23 protein-coding genes are annotated in these 19,166 nt (G+C 52.8%); 13 read left to right on the top strand and 10 right to left on the bottom strand.

Annotated elements, in window-relative coordinates; translation table 11 throughout:
* Positions 1 to 3 precede the first annotated feature (3 nt).
* From gshB to H1D31_RS06060, 4 genes are read left to right on the top strand one after another with little or no spacing between them, the layout of a single operon-like run.
* Complete coding sequence (gene gshB, locus H1D31_RS06075) at positions 4 to 963, top strand: glutathione synthase (RefSeq protein ID WP_261256945.1); 960 nt, start codon at positions 4 to 6, stop codon at positions 961 to 963.
* Positions 964 to 1,001: 38 nt separating this feature from the next.
* Positions 1,002 to 1,559: a YqgE/AlgH family protein gene (locus H1D31_RS06070; RefSeq protein ID WP_008610041.1), complete on the top strand. Its 558-nt coding sequence runs from the start codon at positions 1,002 to 1,004 to the stop codon at positions 1,557 to 1,559.
* Positions 1,559 to 1,978: a Holliday junction resolvase RuvX gene (gene ruvX / locus H1D31_RS06065; protein ID WP_008949645.1), complete on the top strand. Its 420-nt coding sequence runs from the start codon at positions 1,559 to 1,561 to the stop codon at positions 1,976 to 1,978. Before H1D31_RS06070 ends, ruvX begins: the two co-directional genes overlap by 1 nt.
* A complete protein-coding gene (locus tag H1D31_RS06060; RefSeq protein WP_008610037.1) occupies positions 1,962 to 2,228 on the top strand; it encodes a DUF1653 domain-containing protein in 267 nt (88 codons plus the stop codon). The genes ruvX and H1D31_RS06060 overlap by 17 nt, the downstream gene beginning before the upstream one ends.
* 10 nt (positions 2,229 to 2,238) lie before the next feature.
* On the opposite strand, the gene H1D31_RS06055 is transcribed toward H1D31_RS06060, so the two are convergent.
* Entirely contained in the window at positions 2,239 to 3,126 is an 888-nt protein-coding gene (locus H1D31_RS06055; protein WP_261256937.1) for a tRNA/rRNA methyltransferase, read from the bottom strand.
* A 107-nt stretch (positions 3,127 to 3,233) separates the two neighbouring features.
* Between H1D31_RS06055 and H1D31_RS06050 the strand changes: the two genes are divergently transcribed.
* Together H1D31_RS06050 and H1D31_RS06045 are read left to right on the top strand one after the other, a co-directional pair.
* A complete protein-coding gene (locus H1D31_RS06050) occupies positions 3,234 to 4,073 on the top strand; it encodes a 23S rRNA (adenine(2030)-N(6))-methyltransferase RlmJ (protein ID WP_261256935.1) in 840 nt (279 codons plus the stop codon).
* 2 nt (positions 4,074 to 4,075) lie between these two features.
* Positions 4,076 to 4,855, top strand: coding sequence for a S1/P1 nuclease (locus tag H1D31_RS06045; RefSeq protein WP_008949648.1), 780 nt, complete (start codon positions 4,076 to 4,078; stop codon positions 4,853 to 4,855).
* A gap of 81 nt (positions 4,856 to 4,936) precedes the next feature.
* Here H1D31_RS06045 and H1D31_RS06040 read toward each other — a convergent pair whose 3' ends face one another.
* The gene (locus H1D31_RS06040; protein ID WP_065954803.1) at positions 4,937 to 5,482 is read right to left on the bottom strand and encodes a hydrolase; all 546 of its coding nucleotides are present in this window, start codon (positions 5,480 to 5,482) and stop codon (positions 4,937 to 4,939) included.
* Between the two features lie 42 nt (positions 5,483 to 5,524).
* Entirely contained in the window at positions 5,525 to 5,851 is a 327-nt protein-coding gene (locus H1D31_RS06035) for a DUF440 family protein (protein ID WP_008949650.1), read from the bottom strand.
* Between the two features lie 179 nt (positions 5,852 to 6,030).
* Between H1D31_RS06035 and rlmA the strand changes: the two genes are divergently transcribed.
* On the top strand, positions 6,031 to 6,828 hold the full coding sequence (gene rlmA, locus H1D31_RS06030) for a 23S rRNA (guanine(745)-N(1))-methyltransferase (protein ID WP_261256931.1): 798 nt from the start codon (positions 6,031 to 6,033) through the stop codon (positions 6,826 to 6,828).
* A 22-nt stretch (positions 6,829 to 6,850) separates the two neighbouring features.
* Here rlmA and H1D31_RS06025 read toward each other — a convergent pair whose 3' ends face one another.
* The gene (locus H1D31_RS06025) at positions 6,851 to 8,062 is read right to left on the bottom strand and encodes a serine hydrolase domain-containing protein (RefSeq protein WP_261256929.1); all 1,212 of its coding nucleotides are present in this window, start codon (positions 8,060 to 8,062) and stop codon (positions 6,851 to 6,853) included.
* A gap of 259 nt (positions 8,063 to 8,321) precedes the next feature.
* Between H1D31_RS06025 and H1D31_RS06020 the strand changes: the two genes are divergently transcribed.
* Genes H1D31_RS06020 through H1D31_RS06010 form a run of 3 tightly spaced genes read left to right on the top strand, consistent with a single transcriptional unit; the run spans position 8,322 to position 11,734 of the window.
* Positions 8,322 to 9,758: an efflux RND transporter periplasmic adaptor subunit gene (locus tag H1D31_RS06020; protein ID WP_261256927.1), complete on the top strand. Its 1,437-nt coding sequence runs from the start codon at positions 8,322 to 8,324 to the stop codon at positions 9,756 to 9,758.
* Entirely contained in the window at positions 9,759 to 10,511 is a 753-nt protein-coding gene (locus H1D31_RS06015; RefSeq protein WP_008949654.1) for an ABC transporter ATP-binding protein, read from the top strand.
* Positions 10,508 to 11,734 carry an ABC transporter permease gene (locus tag H1D31_RS06010; RefSeq protein ID WP_008610022.1) on the top strand — a complete coding sequence of 409 codons (1,227 nt, stop codon included), beginning with the start codon at positions 10,508 to 10,510 and terminating at the stop codon, positions 11,732 to 11,734. The genes H1D31_RS06015 and H1D31_RS06010 overlap by 4 nt, the downstream gene beginning before the upstream one ends.
* Positions 11,735 to 11,810: 76 nt before the next feature.
* Here the strand turns inward: H1D31_RS06010 and H1D31_RS06005 are convergent, their stop codons facing one another.
* Positions 11,811 to 12,227, bottom strand: coding sequence for an MAPEG family protein (locus H1D31_RS06005; RefSeq protein ID WP_065954807.1), 417 nt, complete (start codon positions 12,225 to 12,227; stop codon positions 11,811 to 11,813).
* A gap of 153 nt (positions 12,228 to 12,380) precedes the next feature.
* Between H1D31_RS06005 and H1D31_RS06000 the strand changes: the two genes are divergently transcribed.
* The 3 genes from H1D31_RS06000 to H1D31_RS05990 all read left to right on the top strand — a co-directional run bounded on the left by H1D31_RS06000 (position 12,381) and on the right by H1D31_RS05990 (position 16,237).
* Positions 12,381 to 14,438 (top strand): site-specific recombinase, encoded by a 2,058-nt coding sequence (locus tag H1D31_RS06000; RefSeq protein WP_261256922.1) that lies wholly within the window; start codon positions 12,381 to 12,383, stop codon positions 14,436 to 14,438.
* 165 nt (positions 14,439 to 14,603) lie between these two features.
* Complete coding sequence (locus H1D31_RS05995; RefSeq protein ID WP_261256920.1) at positions 14,604 to 15,194, top strand: thymidine kinase; 591 nt, start codon at positions 14,604 to 14,606, stop codon at positions 15,192 to 15,194.
* Positions 15,195 to 15,205: 11 nt separating this feature from the next.
* Positions 15,206 to 16,237 (top strand): MJ1255/VC2487 family glycosyltransferase, encoded by a 1,032-nt coding sequence (locus H1D31_RS05990; RefSeq protein WP_008949657.1) that lies wholly within the window; start codon positions 15,206 to 15,208, stop codon positions 16,235 to 16,237.
* Here the strand turns inward: H1D31_RS05990 and H1D31_RS05985 are convergent.
* Genes H1D31_RS05985 through H1D31_RS05965 form a run of 5 tightly spaced genes read right to left on the bottom strand, consistent with a single transcriptional unit; the run spans position 16,226 to position 19,166 of the window.
* Entirely contained in the window at positions 16,226 to 16,546 is a 321-nt protein-coding gene (locus H1D31_RS05985) for an EscU/YscU/HrcU family type III secretion system export apparatus switch protein (protein ID WP_008610017.1), read from the bottom strand. The two genes, H1D31_RS05990 and H1D31_RS05985, sit on opposite strands and share 12 nt — an antisense overlap.
* A gap of 24 nt (positions 16,547 to 16,570) precedes the next feature.
* The gene (locus tag H1D31_RS05980; protein ID WP_008610016.1) at positions 16,571 to 17,005 is read right to left on the bottom strand and encodes a DUF2802 domain-containing protein; all 435 of its coding nucleotides are present in this window, start codon (positions 17,003 to 17,005) and stop codon (positions 16,571 to 16,573) included.
* Positions 17,005 to 17,499: a chemotaxis protein CheW gene (locus tag H1D31_RS05975; RefSeq protein ID WP_008610013.1), complete on the bottom strand. Its 495-nt coding sequence runs from the start codon at positions 17,497 to 17,499 to the stop codon at positions 17,005 to 17,007. The genes H1D31_RS05980 and H1D31_RS05975 overlap by 1 nt, the downstream gene beginning before the upstream one ends.
* 25 nt (positions 17,500 to 17,524) lie before the next feature.
* Positions 17,525 to 18,388, bottom strand: coding sequence for a chemotaxis protein CheW (locus H1D31_RS05970; RefSeq protein WP_008610012.1), 864 nt, complete (start codon positions 18,386 to 18,388; stop codon positions 17,525 to 17,527).
* A 1-nt stretch (position 18,389) separates the two neighbouring features.
* A complete protein-coding gene (locus H1D31_RS05965; protein WP_008610011.1) occupies positions 18,390 to 19,166 on the bottom strand; it encodes a ParA family protein in 777 nt (258 codons plus the stop codon).

Raw genomic sequence — 19,166 nt, 5'->3', positions numbered from 1 at the left:
AGCATGACAGCAATTAAACTTGGCATCGTGATGGACCCGATTGCGGACATCAATATCAAAAAAGACTCCAGCTTTGCCATGCTGCTGGAAGCGCAGCGCCGCGGCTATGAAATCCACTATATGGAAATGGCGGATCTGTATTTAATGCAAGGTCAGGCCCGCGCCCGTACGCGCTTACTGAGCGTCGAGCCCAACCCGGAGCGCTGGTATCACTTTGGTAGCGAACAGGATCTGGCGCTGAGCGAGCTCAACGTGATTCTGATGCGCAAAGATCCGCCCTTTGATACCGAATATATCTACGCCACCTATATGCTGGAGCGCGCCGAGGATGCCGGCACGCTGATTGTCAATAAGCCGCAAAGTCTGCGCGATGCCAACGAAAAGCTCTATACCAGCTGGTTTAGTCAGTTTACGCCAAAAACCCTGGTCAGCCGTGATCCTAAGCGCTTAAAAGCCTTCTATCAGCAAGAACAGGATGTGATTTTAAAACCACTGGATGGCATGGGCGGCGCCTCGATCTTCCGCTTAAAACCTGAAGATCCGAATGTCAGTGTAATTTTAGAAACGCTCACCGCCCATGGCAGTCAGTATGCGATGGCGCAGCGCTATATTCCGGAAATTGTCGACGGCGATAAACGAATCTTAGTGGTTGACGGCGAACCTGTGCCATACTGCTTAGCACGGATCCCCGCTTCGGGTGAAACCCGCGGTAATTTAGCCGCCGGCGGCCGTGGCGAAGCCCGTCCGCTGTCAGACAGCGACTGGGCCATTGCCAAAGCCCTAGGCCCAACCTTAAAGGCCAAAGGTTTAATCTTCGTCGGCCTGGACGTGATCGGTGACAAACTGACCGAAATTAATGTCACCAGCCCGACCTGTATCCGGGAAATCGAAGCCGCCTTCCCGATCAGTATTACCGGTATGTTATTTGATGCTATCGAGCGTCGCCTGGCAGCAGGTTCGTAGTTAGTTGGTCGCACCACAGGTTGATCAAGGAGAACAGTATGCAAGGTTTCCAGAATCATTTCTTAATCGCAATGCCATCACTGGACGATCCGATGTTTAAACGCAGTGTCACTTACCTGTGTGAACATAACGAAGAAGGCGCCATGGGCATAGTGATCAATCATCCGATGAATGTGTCACTGGCTGAGCTGTTAGAGCAGTTGGAAATCAGCTACGATGCCAAGAGTCCGGCGGCACAGGCCAAGGTGGTTGCCGGTGGGCCGGTACAGCATGACCGTGGCTTTGTATTGCATACCGCCAAACCCGGTTATCACAGCAGTTTACAGCTGGAAAATGGTTTAATGGTTACCACCTCGAAAGATATTTTGCAGGATCTGACTACCGAGCAGGCACCGGAGAAGTTCTTACTGGCGCTGGGCTATGCTGGCTGGACTGCCGGCCAGTTGGAGCAGGAAATCGCCGATAACAGCTGGTTAGTGATCCCCGCCGACAACCGGATTATTTTTGATCTCAGCCATGCCGAGAAATGGCAAAAAGCCACCGCCAGTATCGGTATTCAACCGTGGCAACTGACCGGTGAGGCAGGACACGCCTGATGACCGCCCGCACCATTTTATGTTTTGATTATGGTACAAAAAGCATCGGCGTGGCCGTAGGCTCAGAGCTTACTGGCAGCGCCACCTTGCTCGCGGCTTTAAAGGCCAAAGACGGGATCCCGGATTGGCAGCACATTGAACGCTTAATTCAGGAATGGCAACCACAGCTGTTGTTAGTGGGCTTGCCACTAAATATGGACGGCAGCGAGCAGGAGTTTACCGCCCGTACCCGCAAATTTGCCAACCGCTTACATGGCCGCTTTGGTTTACCTATCGCTTATCATGATGAGCGTTTATCCACCGCCGATGCGCGTAGCCGCTTATTTGCCGAGGGCGGTTATCGCAATTTAAGCAAGGATAAGGTGGATAGCCTGTCAGCGCAGATTATTTTTGAAGGCTGGTATGAACAACAAGGCTAAACCGGCGTTAGCGCCGGGTTATTATCAGCATTATAAAGGCGCTTATTATCAGTTGCTGGACCTGGCCAGGCACAGTGAAACTGAGGAGTGGCTGGCGATCTACCGGGCACTGTATGCTGACTTTGGCCTTTGGGCCCGCCCTGCCACCATGTTTGCCGAAAACGTTGAAATTGCCGGTGAGCTGATCCCACGTTTTCAATATATAGGCACTGAGCCGCCGGCAGGTTTAACCCTGCCAGTTGCCGATTAGGCCGCCAGCATTAGCCTTGCTGCTGCCGGTACCACTCGCCTAAAATCAGGCTGGCCGCAACACTGACATTTAGTGACTCTACCTTGCCTGAGCCCGGAATTTGCAGCGCAATATCGGCACTCTTAGCCACATTTTTCGATACGCCAAACATCTCTTCGCCAAATACAATCACCACTTTGGCTGGCAAGGCAGTGTTATAAAGCGAGCTGCCGCCATGGCTGGACGTGGTGATCAGCGTATAGCCCGCGTCTTTACAAAGCTTAAGCGCCAGCGGCAAATCATCACATGCCAGGCCATCGACAAACTCACCACCGCCTTCAGCGGTACGTAAAGCGGCACCGGATTGCAATAAATGCGGCTCGCGCATAATAATGCCGTTTACGCCAAAGTGGGCGCAGCTACGGGTAATGGCGCCCAGATTGTGCGGATTGCCGACACCATCCAGTGCCAGTAAACAATCCTGTTTACGCTTTTGCCGCAAATACAGTGCCAGGCTGGTGACCGGCTTGCGTTTCACCAACAGCACTATGCCACCGTGGTGCTGACTGCCGGCCACTTTTTCCAGCTCAGTATCATCCACTAAGTGATAGGCACGCTTTTGCTGCGCCAGATATTTCATTAAGTCTGCAAACCGGGGCGCTAACTCGCTGTTGATATAGAGCCGGATAATCGCTTCCGGGCGCTGGCGGAATAACTCGCGACAGGCGTTTTCGCCATAAACTTTGCTTTCCTCCTGCCGCGGCGCCTTTGCCGTTTCTTTGGCCGCCACTTTTGGCAAACCTACTCCAACCGTAGCGCTCTGGCTAACTGCGGCTTTCGCTTTTGTCTGGCGCTGCCAGGGCTTTTGCAGTGGGTCGCGGCTTTTGGCGGCGGATGATTTTTTGTTGCTGGCAGACATGCGGTGTCCTGACGGGTTAACTAAGCTTAAGACCGGCGGCTATGATACTTGTTTTTTTATGCTAACGCAGTATCCTTGCCAGCCTGAACCCGATCTAAGGTTAATGCATGCTCAGTTACCGCCACAGTTTTCACGCCGGCAATCATGCCGATGTGTTAAAACATCTGACCGAAGTTGCCATTCTGGATTACCTGCTGCAAAAAGATAAGCCCTTGTGCTATCACGACACCCATGCCGGTGCCGGCCTGTACAGCTTGCAAAGCAGCCAGGCGCAGAAAACCGCCGAATATACTGAGGGTATCGGCAAGCTGTGGCACTATCAGCCGCAAAGCCCGTTACTTGGCAAATATCTGGATGTCGTAAAGCAGTTAAACCCGGATGGCGAACTGAATTTCTATCCCGGTTCACCCAAGATTGCCGCCATGCTGCTGCGCGCCGGCGATCAGCTGCAGGCCACCGAGCTGCATCCAAGTGATTTTCCGCTGCTGCAAAGCCAGTTTTTACAGCGCCGTTTAACGCGGATTGAGAATATTGATGCCTTCGCCGGTATTAAGGCGATGTTGCCACCTTTAGTTAAACGCGGCCTGGTATTAATTGACCCACCGTATGAGCTGAAAACCGAATATCAGGATCTGATTAAAGGCCTGCATGAAGCCTATAAACGCTTTCCACAAGCAACCTATGCGATCTGGTATCCGGTGATTGAGCGCCATAGTATTGAACAGTTTATCGCGGCCATTGTCGCCACCGGCATTAAGAATCAGCTACGGATTGAATTTAACCTGCATGCCGACAGCCCGGGCCATGGTATGACCGGTAGCGGTATGCTGGTGGTTAACCCGCCCTATACCCTGGCACAAAGCCTGGCACCGGCGCTGTCTGAAGTACAGCAACAGCTGGGCAACCCAGCCAGTCATTATCAGATTATGCAACTTGTTGGAGAATAACCATGCGCCTGGCGCTTATCGTTTTATTGTTAACCCTGAGTAGCTATAGCTATGGCTTTGGCCGCACCGGTCATGCCATGGTGTGTGATATGGCGTTGCAGCTGTTGTCCGCTAAGGCACAGCAGCAAGTCGCCAGCCTGGTTGAAGCCTCGCCGCACCATGAGTTTGGTGCCGCCTGTGCCTGGCCGGATGAAGTGCGCAGCCAGGAGGAGTTTCGTTGGACGGCACCGCACCACTACGTCAATATGCCACGCGGCGAAAAACAGGTGAAGGCCGAATATTGCCCGGAGCATGGCTGCATTTTATCGGCGATTAGCATGATGCAACAGCGCCTGAGCGCCGATAGCAGCGACTGGCAAGCACTGCTTTTTTTAGCACATCACCTGGGTGATCTGCATCAGCCATTGCATGTCAGCTATGCTGATGACCTTGGCGGCAACCGCACTGCAGTCTATTTCTACAGCCACGAACTGCCAACCAATCTGCATGGCGTCTGGGATAGCAATATGCTGCATAAGCTTGGCTATGACGAAGATTTTCTGCTGCAGGAGCAGTTATTTGAACAAATTACCGCTGAGCAGCGCGCCAGCTGGCAACAGGGCGAGGTACTCGATTGGGCCAATGAGTCGGCGGCCATTACCTATGATATTTATCAACATTACCGCCCCGGCATGTTGATTGACGATGCCTATCTGGAACAATACCAAGGGGTGCTGCTAACCCGCTTGCAGCAGGCAGCAGTGCGCTTGGCGCTAGTGTTGGAACAGTTACTAGGTGAATAACTTGTGAACTTGAGGTATCTGACCCCGAACTAAGGTTCGGGGTCAGATACCTTTGGTTTTTGGTTGCTGCTACCGTTGCTATTAGCGGATCCAGCCTTTACTAATTTGCCGGAATAACTCTGTACCAGCCCGCTCCAGCCACTCAAAGGCAACCATCTCACGACTCACCAGCACCGCACCTGCCTGCTGCATCCGGTTTAACCCCAGTTGCTTGTTTTCAGCGGTACGGGAGCCTACCGCATCCGTCACCACAAATACCTGATAGCCAGCCGTCAGCAAATCCATAACAGTTTGCAGCACACAAACATGGGTCTCAGTGCCTATTACCACCACCTGACGGCGACCACTCTCTGCCAGCCGCTGCTGAATATGAGCTTCGCGCCAGGCACTAAAATGGATTTTCTCCAGCACCGCATCTGGTGTCAGCCATTCCAGTACCGAAGGTAAACTGTGCCCCAAGCCTTTGGGGTAATGCTCAGTAGCCAGTACCGGCACCTGACATAAACCGGCGACCTGTAACAACCAAATCGCTGCGCGCTCCACTTCATCAGTCAAGTCGATGGCAGGAGCCAGTTTGGTTTGTAAATCAATGACCAGTAGCTGGCTTTGTCCGACGTTAAGTAACATGAAGTACTCCTGAACTGATTCGGCTGACTTAAAACAGCTAACTTAAAACTGACCGCGCCATAAGGCATGACACAGGGTTTCGTCTTTATCACGGCTTAGCAGAATGCGCGCTAATATCTGATCTTCCGCGCCTGCTTCACCACTGAGACCAATTTGTGCCTCAAAATGCAGTTCCGGATCCAGCTCGCCGCCGGCTAATTCTTCCCAGCCGGCACCCGGCGGCAGCAAATCGACATAACTACGGTTTTCATAGTGTTGCTGATAGGTCTGATAATCACTGGCGCTTAAATTATCCGGCGCCAGTTCGTCAAAAATATCAAAGGCATGGTCGCACAATTCATCCAGCGACCAGAGTTCTACATGTTGCATCTTTGTCTCCTGCTTGGTGTACCTCAGTATAACACTGCTGCCCGGTGCGAACAGCTTTTGCCATCAAACAACGCATTATCAGACAGGTAATAAGTGTATAATTGCAGCCAACTTTGGGTAACTTTGGGGATCTGACCCTCAACGAGGTTGAGGGTCAGATCCCAGAATCAGGCTTGGTTATGTATATCTGTCCACTTTGTCAGGCGCCACTGCTACAACAGGCACAGCAGTTTCGTTGCCCACAGCGCCACAGCTTTGATCTGGCCCGCGAAGGCTATGTGAACTTACTGCCGGTACAGCAAAAAAAATCTAAAGATCCCGGCGATAATCAGTTAATGATGCAGGCCAGGCGTCAGTTCCTGCAAGCCGGCTGGTATCAGCCTGTCGTGACGGCCCTGCTTGAGCAGTTGTCGGCTTTAGCAGTAAGCGAACTGTTGGATTTGGGCTGTGGTGAGGGCTATTACAGCGGTCAACTGCAGCAGGCACTGCCGGCGTTGACAATCAATGGCGTAGATATTTCTAAAGCAGCAATTAAAGCCGCTGCCAAACAGTATCCGCAAGTTCGCTTTGCCGTTGCCAGCAGTTACCAGTTACCTTTCGCAGCCGCCAGTTTTGATGCCATTTTGCGCATCTACGCCCCCTCGCTGGATGCAGAGCTATGCCGGGTATTGCGTGACGGTGGCGCTTTGTTCAGTGTCAGTCCGGCGCCGGAGCATCTAAAGGAAATCAAGGCAGCGGTTTACCCGCAGGTACGGTTACACAGCACTGAGGTGGTCGCCGTCGACGGCTTACAGCATGTGCAGCGACAGCGACTAAGTTTTAGCTTACAGCTGCCGGCCGATGATCTGAAGGCGCTGATTACCATGGTGCCACTGGGCTGGAAATTCAGTCCGTCGGCGCTGGAGCACTTTATCGCCGGCGCACCGGCGATAAGCTTTGACTTTTATCTGGATCGCTATCAAAAACCGCTGCCCTGAACCGGCAGCAGCACTTTAACAGTTAACAGTCTGCCGCTTTGGCTTGAGACGATGCTGCTTTGGCTTGGGATTTTGGCGCCTTGCACCCGGCCAGCATCAACTGCCGGTCCTGCTGTTGCAAGGCCGTAAACATCGTGGACCAGAAATGGGTCGTTAATTCGGTGATCACTCTGGACTCAGCATTCATCAGGATCACCAGCCCCAATTCGCGCTCTTTGGAATAGGCCAGTTCGGCGCGAAAGCCCTGCACCCAGCCGCCGTGAAATACCAGCTGTTCCTGTCCAAACTTATACAGGCGCCAACCCAGACCATAGTGTGCATCCTTCAGGTGGGGCCGCCACAGCTGGCGATTTAAGTAGCGCGGAGTCCTGACCTTACGGCTGGTAATTTGCTCCAACAAGGGTTCAGGCAGCACATCAGGGTTATATCCCAGTTGGGCAATCAACCAGTAGCCTAAATCAACCGCACTGGCATTAACACCGGCTGCCGGCGCAAAACGATAGTAGCTCTCATTCACTGCGCGGGCATGCCACTGGCCCCGTGCTTTAACATGGGGTGTGGCGCGGTTTGGGCTATCCAGATAGCCCTGCAACCCCACCGACGCGGTCGGCATTTTTAGCGGTTCAAAAATATTTCGTTTCAGCAAGGTGGCATAGTCCTGCCTGGTCGTTTGCTGCATCACCGGCTCAATCAGGCTAAACAACACATTCTGATAGCCATAACACTGGCCCGGATTACACAGCGGATCGAGCTTATTAAAATGCGGAATAATCCGCTCTGGCGGGTAATTAGCTTCAATCAGGTTATCGTAGGCATTGGCTATCACCCCGGTACTTTGCGATAAAAGGTGTTCAACCTTCAGCTTATTGTTAAACGAGCGGGTTTTAAAGCTCAGTTCCGGTACATAACGCACCACCGGATCGTCCCAGCGAAAATGGCCTTGCGCTGCCAGTATTGCCGCCAGACCGCCAGCAAAGGTTTTGGATACGGAAGCAATCCGGAACACGGTATAGGCATCTACCGGCAAATTCGAACCCACTTCACGCACACCATAACCATTGGCAGCGATAATGCGGTTCTTATACACGATGGCATAGGCAGCGCCGGGAATGTTTTGCTCCGCCATTTGTTGTTGAAAAAACTGCTCAAACTCCCGTACCACAGGGTCGGGAACGGCGGCATTGGCAAGACTACTGGTGAGCAGTAACACCAGACTACAGACTCTTTTCAGCACTGGGACCTCGGCAACGTCAGGTTGCTTATTCAGTTTTTTTATGTTGTTAACGCCGCTTACATCAGCACAGCGTCTTATCTTATCTCACTATCATAGCAGTAACTTTGCCGCCAGCTCCAGCCGGAGTACCTGAAAAGCTGCCACTCATCGTACTTTTTCTCCTACTCAGCCGGCTTTACACAACCTTTACCCTACCCCCTCTTTGTCAGTCAGGCGCAACTGGTTATAGTAAAACCAGAAATTTTATGGAGTTATTTCTATGCGCCTTTGGCAGATCCTGATTGTTGTCGCCTTGCTGGCCGGGCTGGGCTGGTACCTGATGCCCGATAATAAAGAACAAATTCAATATCAAACCCAAAGCGTTAGCCGCGGTGATATTGAGAGCGTGGTCAATACTGCCGGCACCACCCGTGCCGTAGTCACGGTGGAGGTCGGTACTGAAGTCTCGGGTCTGATCACCGAATTACTGGCTGATTTTAATGACGATGTGACTCAGGGTCAGCTGATCGCGCGCCTCGATGACCGTACTTATCTGGCCAGATTACGCCAATCAGAGGCCGACGTGGTGATGGCCAAAGCCAATCTGGAGCAACAGCAGGCCAACTTATTAAAAGCCGAAGCAGAATTAAGCCGGGCCGAGCGCGCCCACCAACGCCAGCAACAACTGATGCGCCAGGGGCTGACCAACCAGAGTGAACTGGACACCGCCTTGGCAAACTTTGAAACGGCACGTGCGCAAATCAGTGTCGCCCGCGCTCAGATCAGCAGCGCTCAGGCACAATTGCTGCAACGGGAAGCGCAGTTAGAGCAGGCCAAACTGGATCTGGATCGGACCCAAATCCGCTCTCCGGTCAATGGCACCATTATTGACCGGCAGGTTGATATTGGGCAGACCGTTGCCGCCAGCCTGTCAGCACCAACCCTCTTTACCATAGCGCAGGATCTGCGACAGATGCAGATAGAAGCCGACGTTGACGAAGCCGATATCGGTAAATTAGCTGAAGGCCAGCAAGTCAGATTTCAGGTCGATGCCTATCCGAACCGCCAGTTTAACGGCCAGGTGTCGCAGGTACGCAAAGCCGCAACCAACGTTTCCAATGTTGTGACCTACAAAGTGATTATCGATGCGCCGAACCAACAGCAATTGCTGTTACCCGGCATGACAGCCAATATCAATGTCATTCGTGGCCAGCAAACTGACGTGCTGCGGGTACCCAATGCCGCGCTGCGTTTTCGGCCCGCCGGCGCCGCCAACCCGGCAGCTTCGCAACCGGATCCGGCTGCTGAGCTGATCCGGGAGCTGGGATTAAGCAGTGATAAAGCCAGTGCGGTGCGCCGCGTCTTTGCTGACTTTGCCAGCGGCTTACAGCAAGCGCGCAGCGCCAGTGCCAATAACCCGATGACTGATATGCGGGCGCAGATGCAGCAACTGCGACAAAAGCTAAACAATGAGTTACAGCTGGTGCTGTCGGAGCAGGAGTATCAGCGCTATAGCGAAATAAACGCCCAGCGCCGTCAGCAACGGGGCCAGGGTGACAGTGGTACGGCAGCCACTGTCTGGGTACTGGATAGTAAGCAACAACCCAAGGCCATCAACCTGCGGGTTGGCCTTAGCAATGACGAGTACAGCGAGGTGTTGTCCGGTGAACTCAGCCAGGGCGACAAGGTGATAGTCCGTGCAGTCAGGGTGGAATAAATGCAAAACGCGGTGATGGCAACCCTGAAGGTTGAAAAACACTACCGGATGGGTGAACAGGTACTTAAAGCCTTAAAAGGGGTCAGTGTCGGTATCGGACAAGGCGACTTTGTTGCGGTGATGGGACCTTCCGGCTCGGGTAAGTCCACCTTTATGAATATGCTCGGCTGTCTTGACTCCCCGAGCAGCGGGCAAATATTACTGAAAGGCACCGATGTTACCCGGATGAGCGCTGCTGAACTGGCGACAGTGCGCAACCGGCATATCGGTTTTGTGTTTCAGCAGTTTAATTTACTGCCACGCACCACTGCACTGGACAACGTAATGCTGCCACTGCTCTATACCGCTATGCCAAGGGCACAAGCCCGGGAACGGGCCAGGCATTGTCTGGAGCTGGTTGGTCTGGGTAAACGCCTTGACCATCATCCATCACAACTTTCTGGTGGTCAGCAACAACGGGTGGCGATTGCCCGGGCACTGGTAAATGAACCGGATATTATTCTGGCGGATGAGCCCACAGGGGCCCTCGATACTGAAACCGGGCTTGAGATCATGGCCTTATTCCAGCAACTGCATCAGCAAGGTAAAACACTGGTGCTGGTTACCCACGAGCCGGATATCGCCGCCTTTGCCAGCCGGCAACTGGTATTTCGCGATGGCTTACTGCTGACCGATCGGCAAAGTTCGCCACTGGATGCGCAGCAAGCACTGGCAGACTTCAGGCAACACCGATTGGCGGAGGCACTGAAATGAATAGTCTGATGCTGTTAAACGTAGCCTGGGTGGCACTGCGGGTCAATTTACTGCGCAGTATTCTGACCATGCTGGGGATTATTATTGGTGTCGCCGCGGTTATTATTATGCTGGCACTGGGCTCCGGTGCCCGTTACGAAGTAGACCAACAGATCAAGAACCTTGGTGGTAATGTCTTTATTGTGTTTAGCCGGATGCGTTTTATGGGCGGCGCCCAGCAAGGTGGCACCGGTCAGAGCCTGACCGAGATGGATGCCCTGGCTATTGAAAATCAGATCCCGCAGGTAACAGTGGCCGCGCCCATGGTGCAATCGTCGGGTCAGGTGATCTACGGCAACCTGAACTGGGCTCCCAGTATCCTCGGTGTCGATAATAAGATTTATCAGGCCCAAAGCTGGTCACTCGCCGAAGGCCGCACCTTTACTGAAACCGAGCTAAGCAGCGCGGGTCGGGTAGCGGTAATTGGCCAGACCGTAAAACGTGAGCTATTTGGTGCCAGTGATCCGCTGGGGCAAACCGTGCGCATTAACAAGGTACCGGTCACCATTATCGGCGTATTAAACGGCAAAGGGCAGAATACTCAGGGCAACGATCAGGATGATATCGTCTTTATGCCGATTGATACCGTGCGTAAAAGGATCTCCGGTATCACGCTGTCGAGCCCGAAAGCCGTGCGCTCCATCGTAGTGCAGGTGGCCTCCGATCGGGATATGCCCCTGGTGGAACAGGAGCTGGATGCCCTGCTCAGACAGCGGCTGCGCACCACAGCCAACGACCCGCCGTTTCGGATCCGTAATTTATCCGAGATGGTCGAAACCCGTGCCCAAACCATGCAGATTTTTAATGGCTTACTGGCGGCTGTAGCCTCAGTTTCGCTGTTAGTGGGAGGCATTGGCATTATGAATATTATGCTGGTATCGGTAACAGAGCGGACCCGGGAAATTGGCCTGAGGATGGCGGTTGGCGCCAGGCCGGCCGATATTTTGCGCCAGTTTTTGATTGAAGCCGTGCTGCTCTGTGCCCTCGGTGGCGCCCTGGGTTTAACGCTGGCACTGGGCACCACCTGGGCGGTGGAGCACTTTTTGGGCTATACCGCTATTATTGAGCCACAAGTGGTGCTGATGAGTATTGGCTTTTCGGCCTTAATCGGCGTCTTTTTCGGTTATTATCCGGCGCGCAAAGCCTCACGCTTACAACCGATAGAAGCACTTCGCTACGAGTAACGAAGCCTTAGCAAGGCAGCCAGATAAGAGAGGGCGTAGTTTCAAGTTAGATGCTACGCCCTGCTAGCGCTGCCGGTCAGATAAAGGCCAGCAGCAATAAGCGTAGCCAGATAATCCAGAGCACCAGACAACCAAGTAAAAATACCCGGAAACGACTACGCAGCACATTGCTGCCAATGTGGATCAGGCTATGCCAGTAGCGAAGTACCACAAAGGTTGCACCCAGTAGCACAAAGCCAAGATCGGCAAGACCGAACTGCAGAATAAACAATACCGCGGCAATGTATAACAGCGGCATCTGGAACTGATTATCAAAATTACGGCTGGTCGCTATCACCTGCTCGTTGGCGCCGCTCAGGTCCATAGTGCGAAACGCCGCCATCTTAATTTCTTTATTTTTGGCCGCCTGAAACCGCCGCCGCCCCATCAGGATCATCACGCCACTGGTCAGTAATACCTGGGCAAATACCGTCAGTAACAACCATTTTTCCATTTTTATTCCTTAGGTTCTGTGGTTTACTGCCGGCAGTATGCCGCGCTCAGCCAGAAGCATGCAACTTTTTGCTGTGATCCGGCTCTTAGCTAGGGCGTGTTAACAACACCCCCTACCAGTGAACCGCGACTGAATCATCGGAACAAGGAATCAATGGAACAAGCTAATGCTCTGATGCTGCTAAAAAGTCTGGCCGCCGAACAAGATGGTCTGGCCTTGTTAAAAACCCTGGTTAAGTGGCTACAGGGGCCACGTTTTAGCTTTGAGCGCCGCAAAAGAGCGCAAAAATTGCTGGAAACTCTGGCCTTGTATCCGGCCGAGCAACGTCAGATCGCCGATACGCTGCTAAGTTGGCTCTGTCAGGTGCATCTGTATCCGGCTCTGGTCAGTCTGGGCGTATTTTCCCGGCGCGGCTTTTTACGTGAGCTGTCCAGCCGACTGTACGAAAAAGTCAACCCTGCGCCACGCGATCTGAACGAGCTAAAAGATGTGCTGGCGGAGCTGTATAAAGAGGTGGCTCACGACGAGGAGGCTGACGATAGCAATGAGGGACTGCTGCTAAAGCTCAGTCAACTCTTGCTGCCAGCGGCCAGCCCGACGGTATTAGCGCAATTCGATGCTCATCTGCGCGAAGAGACATTATGCGCCCTGGAGATGCTAAGTGTCTGGATCGCTGCCGAAGAGATGGAGCCGGATCTGATGCGCCTGGATAAGCGCCTGAATAATATCGACTCGGCCTTTATCGCCCTGCACCGTGAGCTGACAGCACTGGTGCAGCACTGCCGCCAGCAGCAGGAACAGCCTTATGATGTCGCTCATTATCATGTGATGATGGCGCAGTGTAATGAACAAGTTGACCGGCTACGCCGGCGCACAGCAACAGCGGGTAGCTCTGTTGCAGTAGCTCATCTTCTGGAGCGACTGGAGCAAACGCTGCAACGGATCACCCAACTGGTCACACTGGTTACCTGCGGGCAAGCGCCCCAGTTACGCCAGCTGAGTATTGAACTGGCCAGCCAGTTGCTGGATACCAGTCGCGATAATAGCAGTGTCCGGGCACTGTGGCGCAGTAGCACCCAGTTATTATCGAAAAGTATCAGTGTCAATAAAAGTAGTCATGGTGAGCACTATATTGCGCGCGATAAAAAGCAGTATCTGCGCTTATTTGGCTCAGCTGCCGGTGCCGGTGTGATTATTGCTTCTATGGCTTTGCTGAAGATTTATATCGAAAGCCTGCAATTATCGGCTTTTAGCAATGCGCTGTTGGTTAGCCTTAACTATGGTCTGGGCTTTGTGCTGATCCATTTATTAGGGCTGACGGTAGCAACCAAGCAGCCAGCGATGACCGCTGCCAGCTTTGCCGCAGAAGTTGAAAAAGGTGAAAACGGCCGCGCTGCCCATAAAAAACTCGCCAATCTGCTGCTCGATGTAAACCGCTCGCAGTGGGCCGCCGTCTGGGGTAACGTCAGTGTCGCAGTACTGACCGCCAGCAGTATCGCGCTGGCATACGCTGCCTGGCAGGGTAAGCCGCTCCTGGACAGCGCCGCCGTCAGCTATCAGTTACAAGCGGTCGCGCCCTGGCATGGCTCGTTATTTTTCGCGGCTATTGCCGGTATCTGGCTGTTTTGTTCCGGTATCATTGCTGGCTTCTTTGATAACAGAGCCAATTATCTGGATCTGCGGCAACGGCTTTATCACCACCCGTTGCTGAAGAAACTGCTGCCGGAACGCCCCCGCCAAGCCTTTGCCAACTACTGGCATGACAACTATGGCCCCTTGGCCGGTAATTTTATCTTCGGCCTGTTACTGGGCATGACCGGCTACGTCGGCTATTTGCTGCAACTGCCGCTGGATATCCGCCATGTCGCCTTCGCCTCTGCTAATCTGGGTTACAGCACCATCAGCGGCGGCCTGGGCCCCTTTAGCTTTTTGTTTTATTTATCTCTGGTGCTGCTGATTGGCTTTGTTAACCTGTGGGTCAGCTTTACGCTGGCCTTAACGGTCGCACTGCGCGCCCGCGGCAGCCGGATCAGTAAATTCTCGCTGCTGCTAAAAGCGGTAGTGGAACAAATTAAACAAAATCCGCTAAATCTGTTTGTGCCGGTTACGGTGCTGGCAAAAACCACTGCCACGGTTAAAAAAGCCGAAGATAGCCCTGCGGCTGTTAAAAAAGCAGAAGACAGCCCTGCTGAGCCAAAACACCAGTCCTAGCTGCCGGCCCAGATGCCTGACGTGATGCCTAATTACACCGCCGCTCAACGTATTGCGCGGCGGTGTTTCGTTTAAACCGCACTGTCTTACTGCTGTCATATTGCTACTTTATATTTTCTGCCAGAGTCTTGTTATACTGCGCCTTCAACTGCAAAAGGTAAGCTTATGGCGCAACTCTATTTTTATTATTCGGCAATGAATGCCGGCAAGTCGACCTCGCTGCTGCAAAGTGCCTACAACTATCAGGAGCGCGGTATGACCGTCGCGATCTATACCGCAGCGCTGGATCATCGCTTTGGTTTAGGTAAGGTCAGCTCGCGGATTGGGCTGTCGATGGACGCCCATATTTTTGACGCGGACTTTGACTTTGTGCGGCACATTGACCAGCTAAAACAACAAGGCCGGCTCGATTGCGTGCTGATTGATGAGGCGCAGTTTTTAAGTAAGGCCCAGGTCAGGCAACTGACCGATGTGGTTGATACTCTTAGGATCCCGGTGCTGGCATTTGGCTTACGCACCGATTTTCTCGGGGAGACCTTTGCCGGCAGTGAGGCGCTGTTAGCCTGGGCCGACAAATTGATTGAACTGAAAACCATCTGTCACTGCGGCCGTAAAGCCAACTTCGTAGTGCGGCTGGATGAACAGGGACAACCGGCCAGAGCTGGCTCCCAGGTACAGATTGGCGGTAATGAAAGCTATGTTTCAATGTGCCGCCAGCACTTTAAAGCGCTTGTCTGGCAAGCCGACGACGATTAATGGAGTAAAGTATGCGGATCCTCTATGGTGTACAGGCAACAGGAAATGGTCATATCAGCCGCGCCCGAGCCATGGAGCCGTATTTACGCCAGCAGGGTGCCGAGGTCGACTTTCTGTTTTCCGGCCGCCCGGCGGAGCAATTTTTTGATATGCAGGCCTTTGGCCATTACCAGCTAAGACAGGGTCTGACCTTTGTGACGGCAGCTGGCCGGGTAAATTACTGGCAAAGCTTCCGCCAGGCCTCAGTACGGCAACTGTGGCAGGATGTCCGCCAATTGGATCTGAGCCGTTACGATATTATTCTGAACGATTTTGAACCGGTAACGGCCTGGGCAGCACGGCAGCAAAAGAAGCCCTGTATCGGCATTGGCCATCAGTATGCGTTTTTGCATCCGATCCCGATGGAAAACGCTAACCTGCTCAGTCAGGGCATCTTTCGTTACTTTGCCCCTGCCAACTATAGCCTGGGATTACACTGGCATCATTTTAACGCCCCTATCCTGCCGCCAATTATTCATACCACCTTTGAAGCGGTGGCCAGCGAACCGACACTGGTGCTGGTCTATCTGCCGTTTGAAGATCAGCAACAGGTGTTACAGTTATTGTCGCCACTGACCGAATATCAGTTTAGTGTGTTTGGCCCGGGCCTGCCGGCACAGCAGCTGGGGCACATTCAAACCCAGCCACCCAGTTTGGATGCCTTCAAACAAACGCTGGCGCGCTGCAGCGCGGTGCTGAGCAATGCCGGCTTTGAGTTAATTAGTGAAGCGCTGCAATTGCAAAAACGCATTCTGGTTAAACCGCTACAAGGGCAGATGGAACAGCAGTCAAACGCTCTGGCACTAACGAAGTTAGGTTTGGCAGAGCGCAGTGATAGCCTTAACAGCGCCGTGATTGCCAACTGGCTGCATAACGATAGTCAACTAAGACAGGTACAGTATCCGGATGTCGCCAGGGCCATTTGCCAGTGGCTGGCAGCTGATACGCCGGATCAGGCGGCGAGCCTGAGCAAAGCGTTATGGCAGCAGGTATCAGGTTTTTAGGTCTATACGTTGGTGAATATTGTGCCAGTTATCCGGGAACTTGCCCTGCAGCACATAAGAAAACGCAATCAGCTCGGCAATAATCAGATAAAGCTCGCGCGGGATCTGTTCGCCCAGTTCTAGCTTACTCAGCAGTTTACTTAGCTCAGCATCTTCATGGATCAAGACACCATGCTCGCGGGCCAGCGCAATAATATCGGCAGCTAACTGACCATGGCCTTTGGCAATAATCAGCGGCGCCTGACTGCCGTCATACTTTAGCGCACTGGCACTAAGTTCGGGATGGGGATTATCGGTTTTGTCCGGCATAGTGTCACCTGCGCCAGCGCAAGCTTACTGACCGCGCTGCTGGCGGTGTAAATTAAATAACAGTTCAGCTTCAGCCCGTGGCAATTCACACTCACGGATAATTTCTTCCAAATCGGCGCCAAGCTCTACCATTTTCACTGCCCGGCTGTAGATCTTGCTTTCAGGATCGCTTAAAGCAATAACTTGCTGTTGCTGTTGTAACTCATCCAGGCACTGACGCAAGCCCTGTTGCTGCTCCTGCATCTTCAGCACCCGCTGCCCCACGCCAATCAAGCCAGAGCGTAGCTCCTCGAGTTCGGCGTGTAGCTGCTGGTTCTGGCTTTGCGCCGCGTCAAACTGTTGCTGCAAGATGCCCAGCTGCTCAGCTTGCTGGCGCAGCCGCTGATACCCGAAGGCGGCAGTGAGCAGCAGTAGGATCGCCAGCGCGGCCAGTGCAACAGTAATCAGTATGATATTCATCAGATGCTACTGATTTCGTCCCATTCTTCGTCATTCAGTAATTTATTCAGATCAACCAGAATTAACAGCTGACCATCGCGGTTAGCAACGCCTTGAATAAAACGGGCACTCTCGTCAGTACCGACATTAGGCGCGTTATCAATTTCAGATTGTTTCAGATAGACCACTTCCGCCACGCTATCGACCAGAATACCGATCACCTGCTTCTCAGCTTCAATAATCACTACCCGGGTATTATCGCTGACTTCTGCCGGCGGTAAACCAAAACGGGCGCGGGTATCAATCACTGTTACCACATTACCACGCAGGTTGATGATCCCCAGCACATAATCCGGTGAACCCGGTACCGGTGCAATTTCGGAGTAACGCAACACTTCCTGCACCTGCATCACGTTAATACCGTAGGTTTCTTCCTGCAAACGGAAGGTTACCCACTGCAATACCTGATCCGCGGCCTGGTTCTTATCAGCTTGCTCTGAAAACTTACTATTCATCTACAGCTCCTTTGGGTCTGCTGGTTCAGGCGTTAATATCAAGGCCCTGGTTTAATAAATTGACCAGCTCATCAACATCAACGAGTACACATTTTTGCTCTTTAATCAGGCCCGCCATCCAGGGACGTTTCCCCTCGTGCTCACGCCATTTTATTTGTTCTGGTTCTAGCGTAATGGTGTCAATTAATTGCTCACAACTCAAGCCCCAATCGCTGGTTCCCAGCATAATAACATATTGATAGTTTAGCTCTGTTGCCAGCTCCGGGGTATATTTTTCCGGCATCACCCAACGGGCAGTATCCACCAGCTGAATTTTTTGTTGCCGATGCAGCATAATGCCTTTAAACCAGTCTGGTTTGCCAAATAACGCATTCACGGCACCGACTTCATGAATACCGCCAAGTTCGGTCAGCGGCACCGCAATTTTTAAACCGGCGACACTGAAAAATAATGCCTGAAAACGCTGCTGGCGATAGGTTTTTTCGGTTTTCAAAACGGTCGCGGCTACCGTAGGTTGCGCCAGACGCTCGGCGATCGGAATAGCGCGTTGCAACATCTCCGGCGTATTCAGCACTGCGGGTGCGCTCTGAACCTCTGGTGTGGTCTGCGTTTTCGCCGTGGTTTGCACTTTTGCGGTAGCAGGCACCACCGGCTCTGCGGCCTTGGCAACGGGCACGGCCTGAGCCAGCAACCGATTTAATTCTGCTTTACGACTCTGTGCCAGCTCGGCTTCAGCAAGTGTCGGCGCCGCTGTAACAGGGACTGCTGCTTTCGCTGCGGCTGGCTTGGCCACAGCTGCTGGCGCCGGCGGCTGCTCAGCATCATCCTCGGTTAACAACGCCTGCAGATAATGCTGGATGACCTTCTGACTCGCAATAAGACTGCTCATTTCAGGCCTCCGGACTTAACTGTAACAGATAGGTCAGTAAGGTATTATAGGCAAAGACGCCGCGAGAATTACCGGCAAAGACATTGGGCGGGGTTTGTGCCAGAGAGGCATCACGAAACTTGGTATCTACCGGCACTACGGCAGACCAGACCCGGTCCTGATATTTAGCTTTCAGCTCTTTATAGGCCTCCAGTGAGGCTTTGGTCCTTTTATCGTACATGGTTGGGATGATGGTAAAGGTCAGCTCCTGCTTCGAGCTACGCATCAACGCCATAGTAGCAATCATCCGGTCCAGGCCCTTCAGCGCCAGAAATTCGGTTTGTACCGGGATCAATACCCGATCACAGGCCGCCAGCGCATTAACCATCAACACCCCCATTACCGGTGGGCAGTCAATCAGGACATAATCATAATCCTGCTCTATCAGCTTCAGACCTTTCTTTAGGATCAGGCCCATACCACTCTGGTTTCCTAACGAGCGATCCAGCGTCGCCAGTGACATTGAAGCCGGCAGGATATCGAGCCGTTCTGCCGTACTGGGGCAAAGTGATTGCAGAATTTCCTCACGGCTAATGGCTTTACCCCGGGTGAAAATATCGTAGACACTGACTTCAAGTTCTTCGGCGTCAATACCAAAGTAATAGGTTAAAGACGCGTGCGGATCCATATCGACCAACAACACACGATAGCCGCGCTCAGCTAACAAACCACCCAGTGTGACAGTAGTGGTGGTTTTACCGACGCCACCTTTTTGATTCGCAATAGTCCAAATTACCAC

This window comes from Alishewanella sp. BS5-314 (assembly GCF_025377695.1).
Taxonomy (GTDB): Bacteria; Pseudomonadota; Gammaproteobacteria; order Enterobacterales; family Alteromonadaceae; genus Alishewanella; species Alishewanella aestuarii.
Note: the sequence above shows the minus strand (reverse complement) of the source record. Positions and strands in the feature narration are given on the sequence as shown.

What these genes read in the sequence shown, in the direction of transcription:
- H1D31_RS06000 (WP_261256922.1), top strand. Translation starts at nt 12,381, where the DNA reads ATGGAACAAGCTAATGCTCTGATGCTGCTAAAAAGTCTGGCCGCCGAA.
- H1D31_RS05975 (WP_008610013.1), bottom strand. Translation starts at nt 17,499, where the DNA reads ATGAATAGTAAGTTTTCAGAGCAAGCTGATAAGAACCAGGCCGCGGAT.
- H1D31_RS05995 (WP_261256920.1), top strand. Translation starts at nt 14,604, where the DNA reads ATGGCGCAACTCTATTTTTATTATTCGGCAATGAATGCCGGCAAGTCG.
- rlmA (WP_261256931.1), top strand. Translation starts at nt 6,031, where the DNA reads ATGTATATCTGTCCACTTTGTCAGGCGCCACTGCTACAACAGGCACAG.
- H1D31_RS05985 (WP_008610017.1), bottom strand. Translation starts at nt 16,546, where the DNA reads ATGCCGGACAAAACCGATAATCCCCATCCCGAACTTAGTGCCAGTGCG.
- H1D31_RS06050 (WP_261256935.1), top strand. Translation starts at nt 3,234, where the DNA reads ATGCTCAGTTACCGCCACAGTTTTCACGCCGGCAATCATGCCGATGTG.
- H1D31_RS06055 (WP_261256937.1), bottom strand. Translation starts at nt 3,126, where the DNA reads ATGTCTGCCAGCAACAAAAAATCATCCGCCGCCAAAAGCCGCGACCCA.
- H1D31_RS06040 (WP_065954803.1), bottom strand. Translation starts at nt 5,482, where the DNA reads ATGTTACTTAACGTCGGACAAAGCCAGCTACTGGTCATTGATTTACAA.
- H1D31_RS06005 (WP_065954807.1), bottom strand. Translation starts at nt 12,227, where the DNA reads ATGGAAAAATGGTTGTTACTGACGGTATTTGCCCAGGTATTACTGACC.
- H1D31_RS05970 (WP_008610012.1), bottom strand. Translation starts at nt 18,388, where the DNA reads ATGAGCAGTCTTATTGCGAGTCAGAAGGTCATCCAGCATTATCTGCAG.
- H1D31_RS05980 (WP_008610016.1), bottom strand. Translation starts at nt 17,005, where the DNA reads ATGAATATCATACTGATTACTGTTGCACTGGCCGCGCTGGCGATCCTA.
- H1D31_RS06020 (WP_261256927.1), top strand. Translation starts at nt 8,322, where the DNA reads ATGCGCCTTTGGCAGATCCTGATTGTTGTCGCCTTGCTGGCCGGGCTG.
- H1D31_RS06010 (WP_008610022.1), top strand. Translation starts at nt 10,508, where the DNA reads ATGAATAGTCTGATGCTGTTAAACGTAGCCTGGGTGGCACTGCGGGTC.
- ruvX (WP_008949645.1), top strand. Translation starts at nt 1,559, where the DNA reads ATGACCGCCCGCACCATTTTATGTTTTGATTATGGTACAAAAAGCATC.
- H1D31_RS06070 (WP_008610041.1), top strand. Translation starts at nt 1,002, where the DNA reads ATGCAAGGTTTCCAGAATCATTTCTTAATCGCAATGCCATCACTGGAC.
- H1D31_RS06045 (WP_008949648.1), top strand. Translation starts at nt 4,076, where the DNA reads ATGCGCCTGGCGCTTATCGTTTTATTGTTAACCCTGAGTAGCTATAGC.
- H1D31_RS06060 (WP_008610037.1), top strand. Translation starts at nt 1,962, where the DNA reads ATGAACAACAAGGCTAAACCGGCGTTAGCGCCGGGTTATTATCAGCAT.
- H1D31_RS05990 (WP_008949657.1), top strand. Translation starts at nt 15,206, where the DNA reads ATGCGGATCCTCTATGGTGTACAGGCAACAGGAAATGGTCATATCAGC.
- H1D31_RS06035 (WP_008949650.1), bottom strand. Translation starts at nt 5,851, where the DNA reads ATGCAACATGTAGAACTCTGGTCGCTGGATGAATTGTGCGACCATGCC.
- H1D31_RS06015 (WP_008949654.1), top strand. Translation starts at nt 9,759, where the DNA reads ATGCAAAACGCGGTGATGGCAACCCTGAAGGTTGAAAAACACTACCGG.
- gshB (WP_261256945.1), top strand. Translation starts at nt 4, where the DNA reads ATGACAGCAATTAAACTTGGCATCGTGATGGACCCGATTGCGGACATC.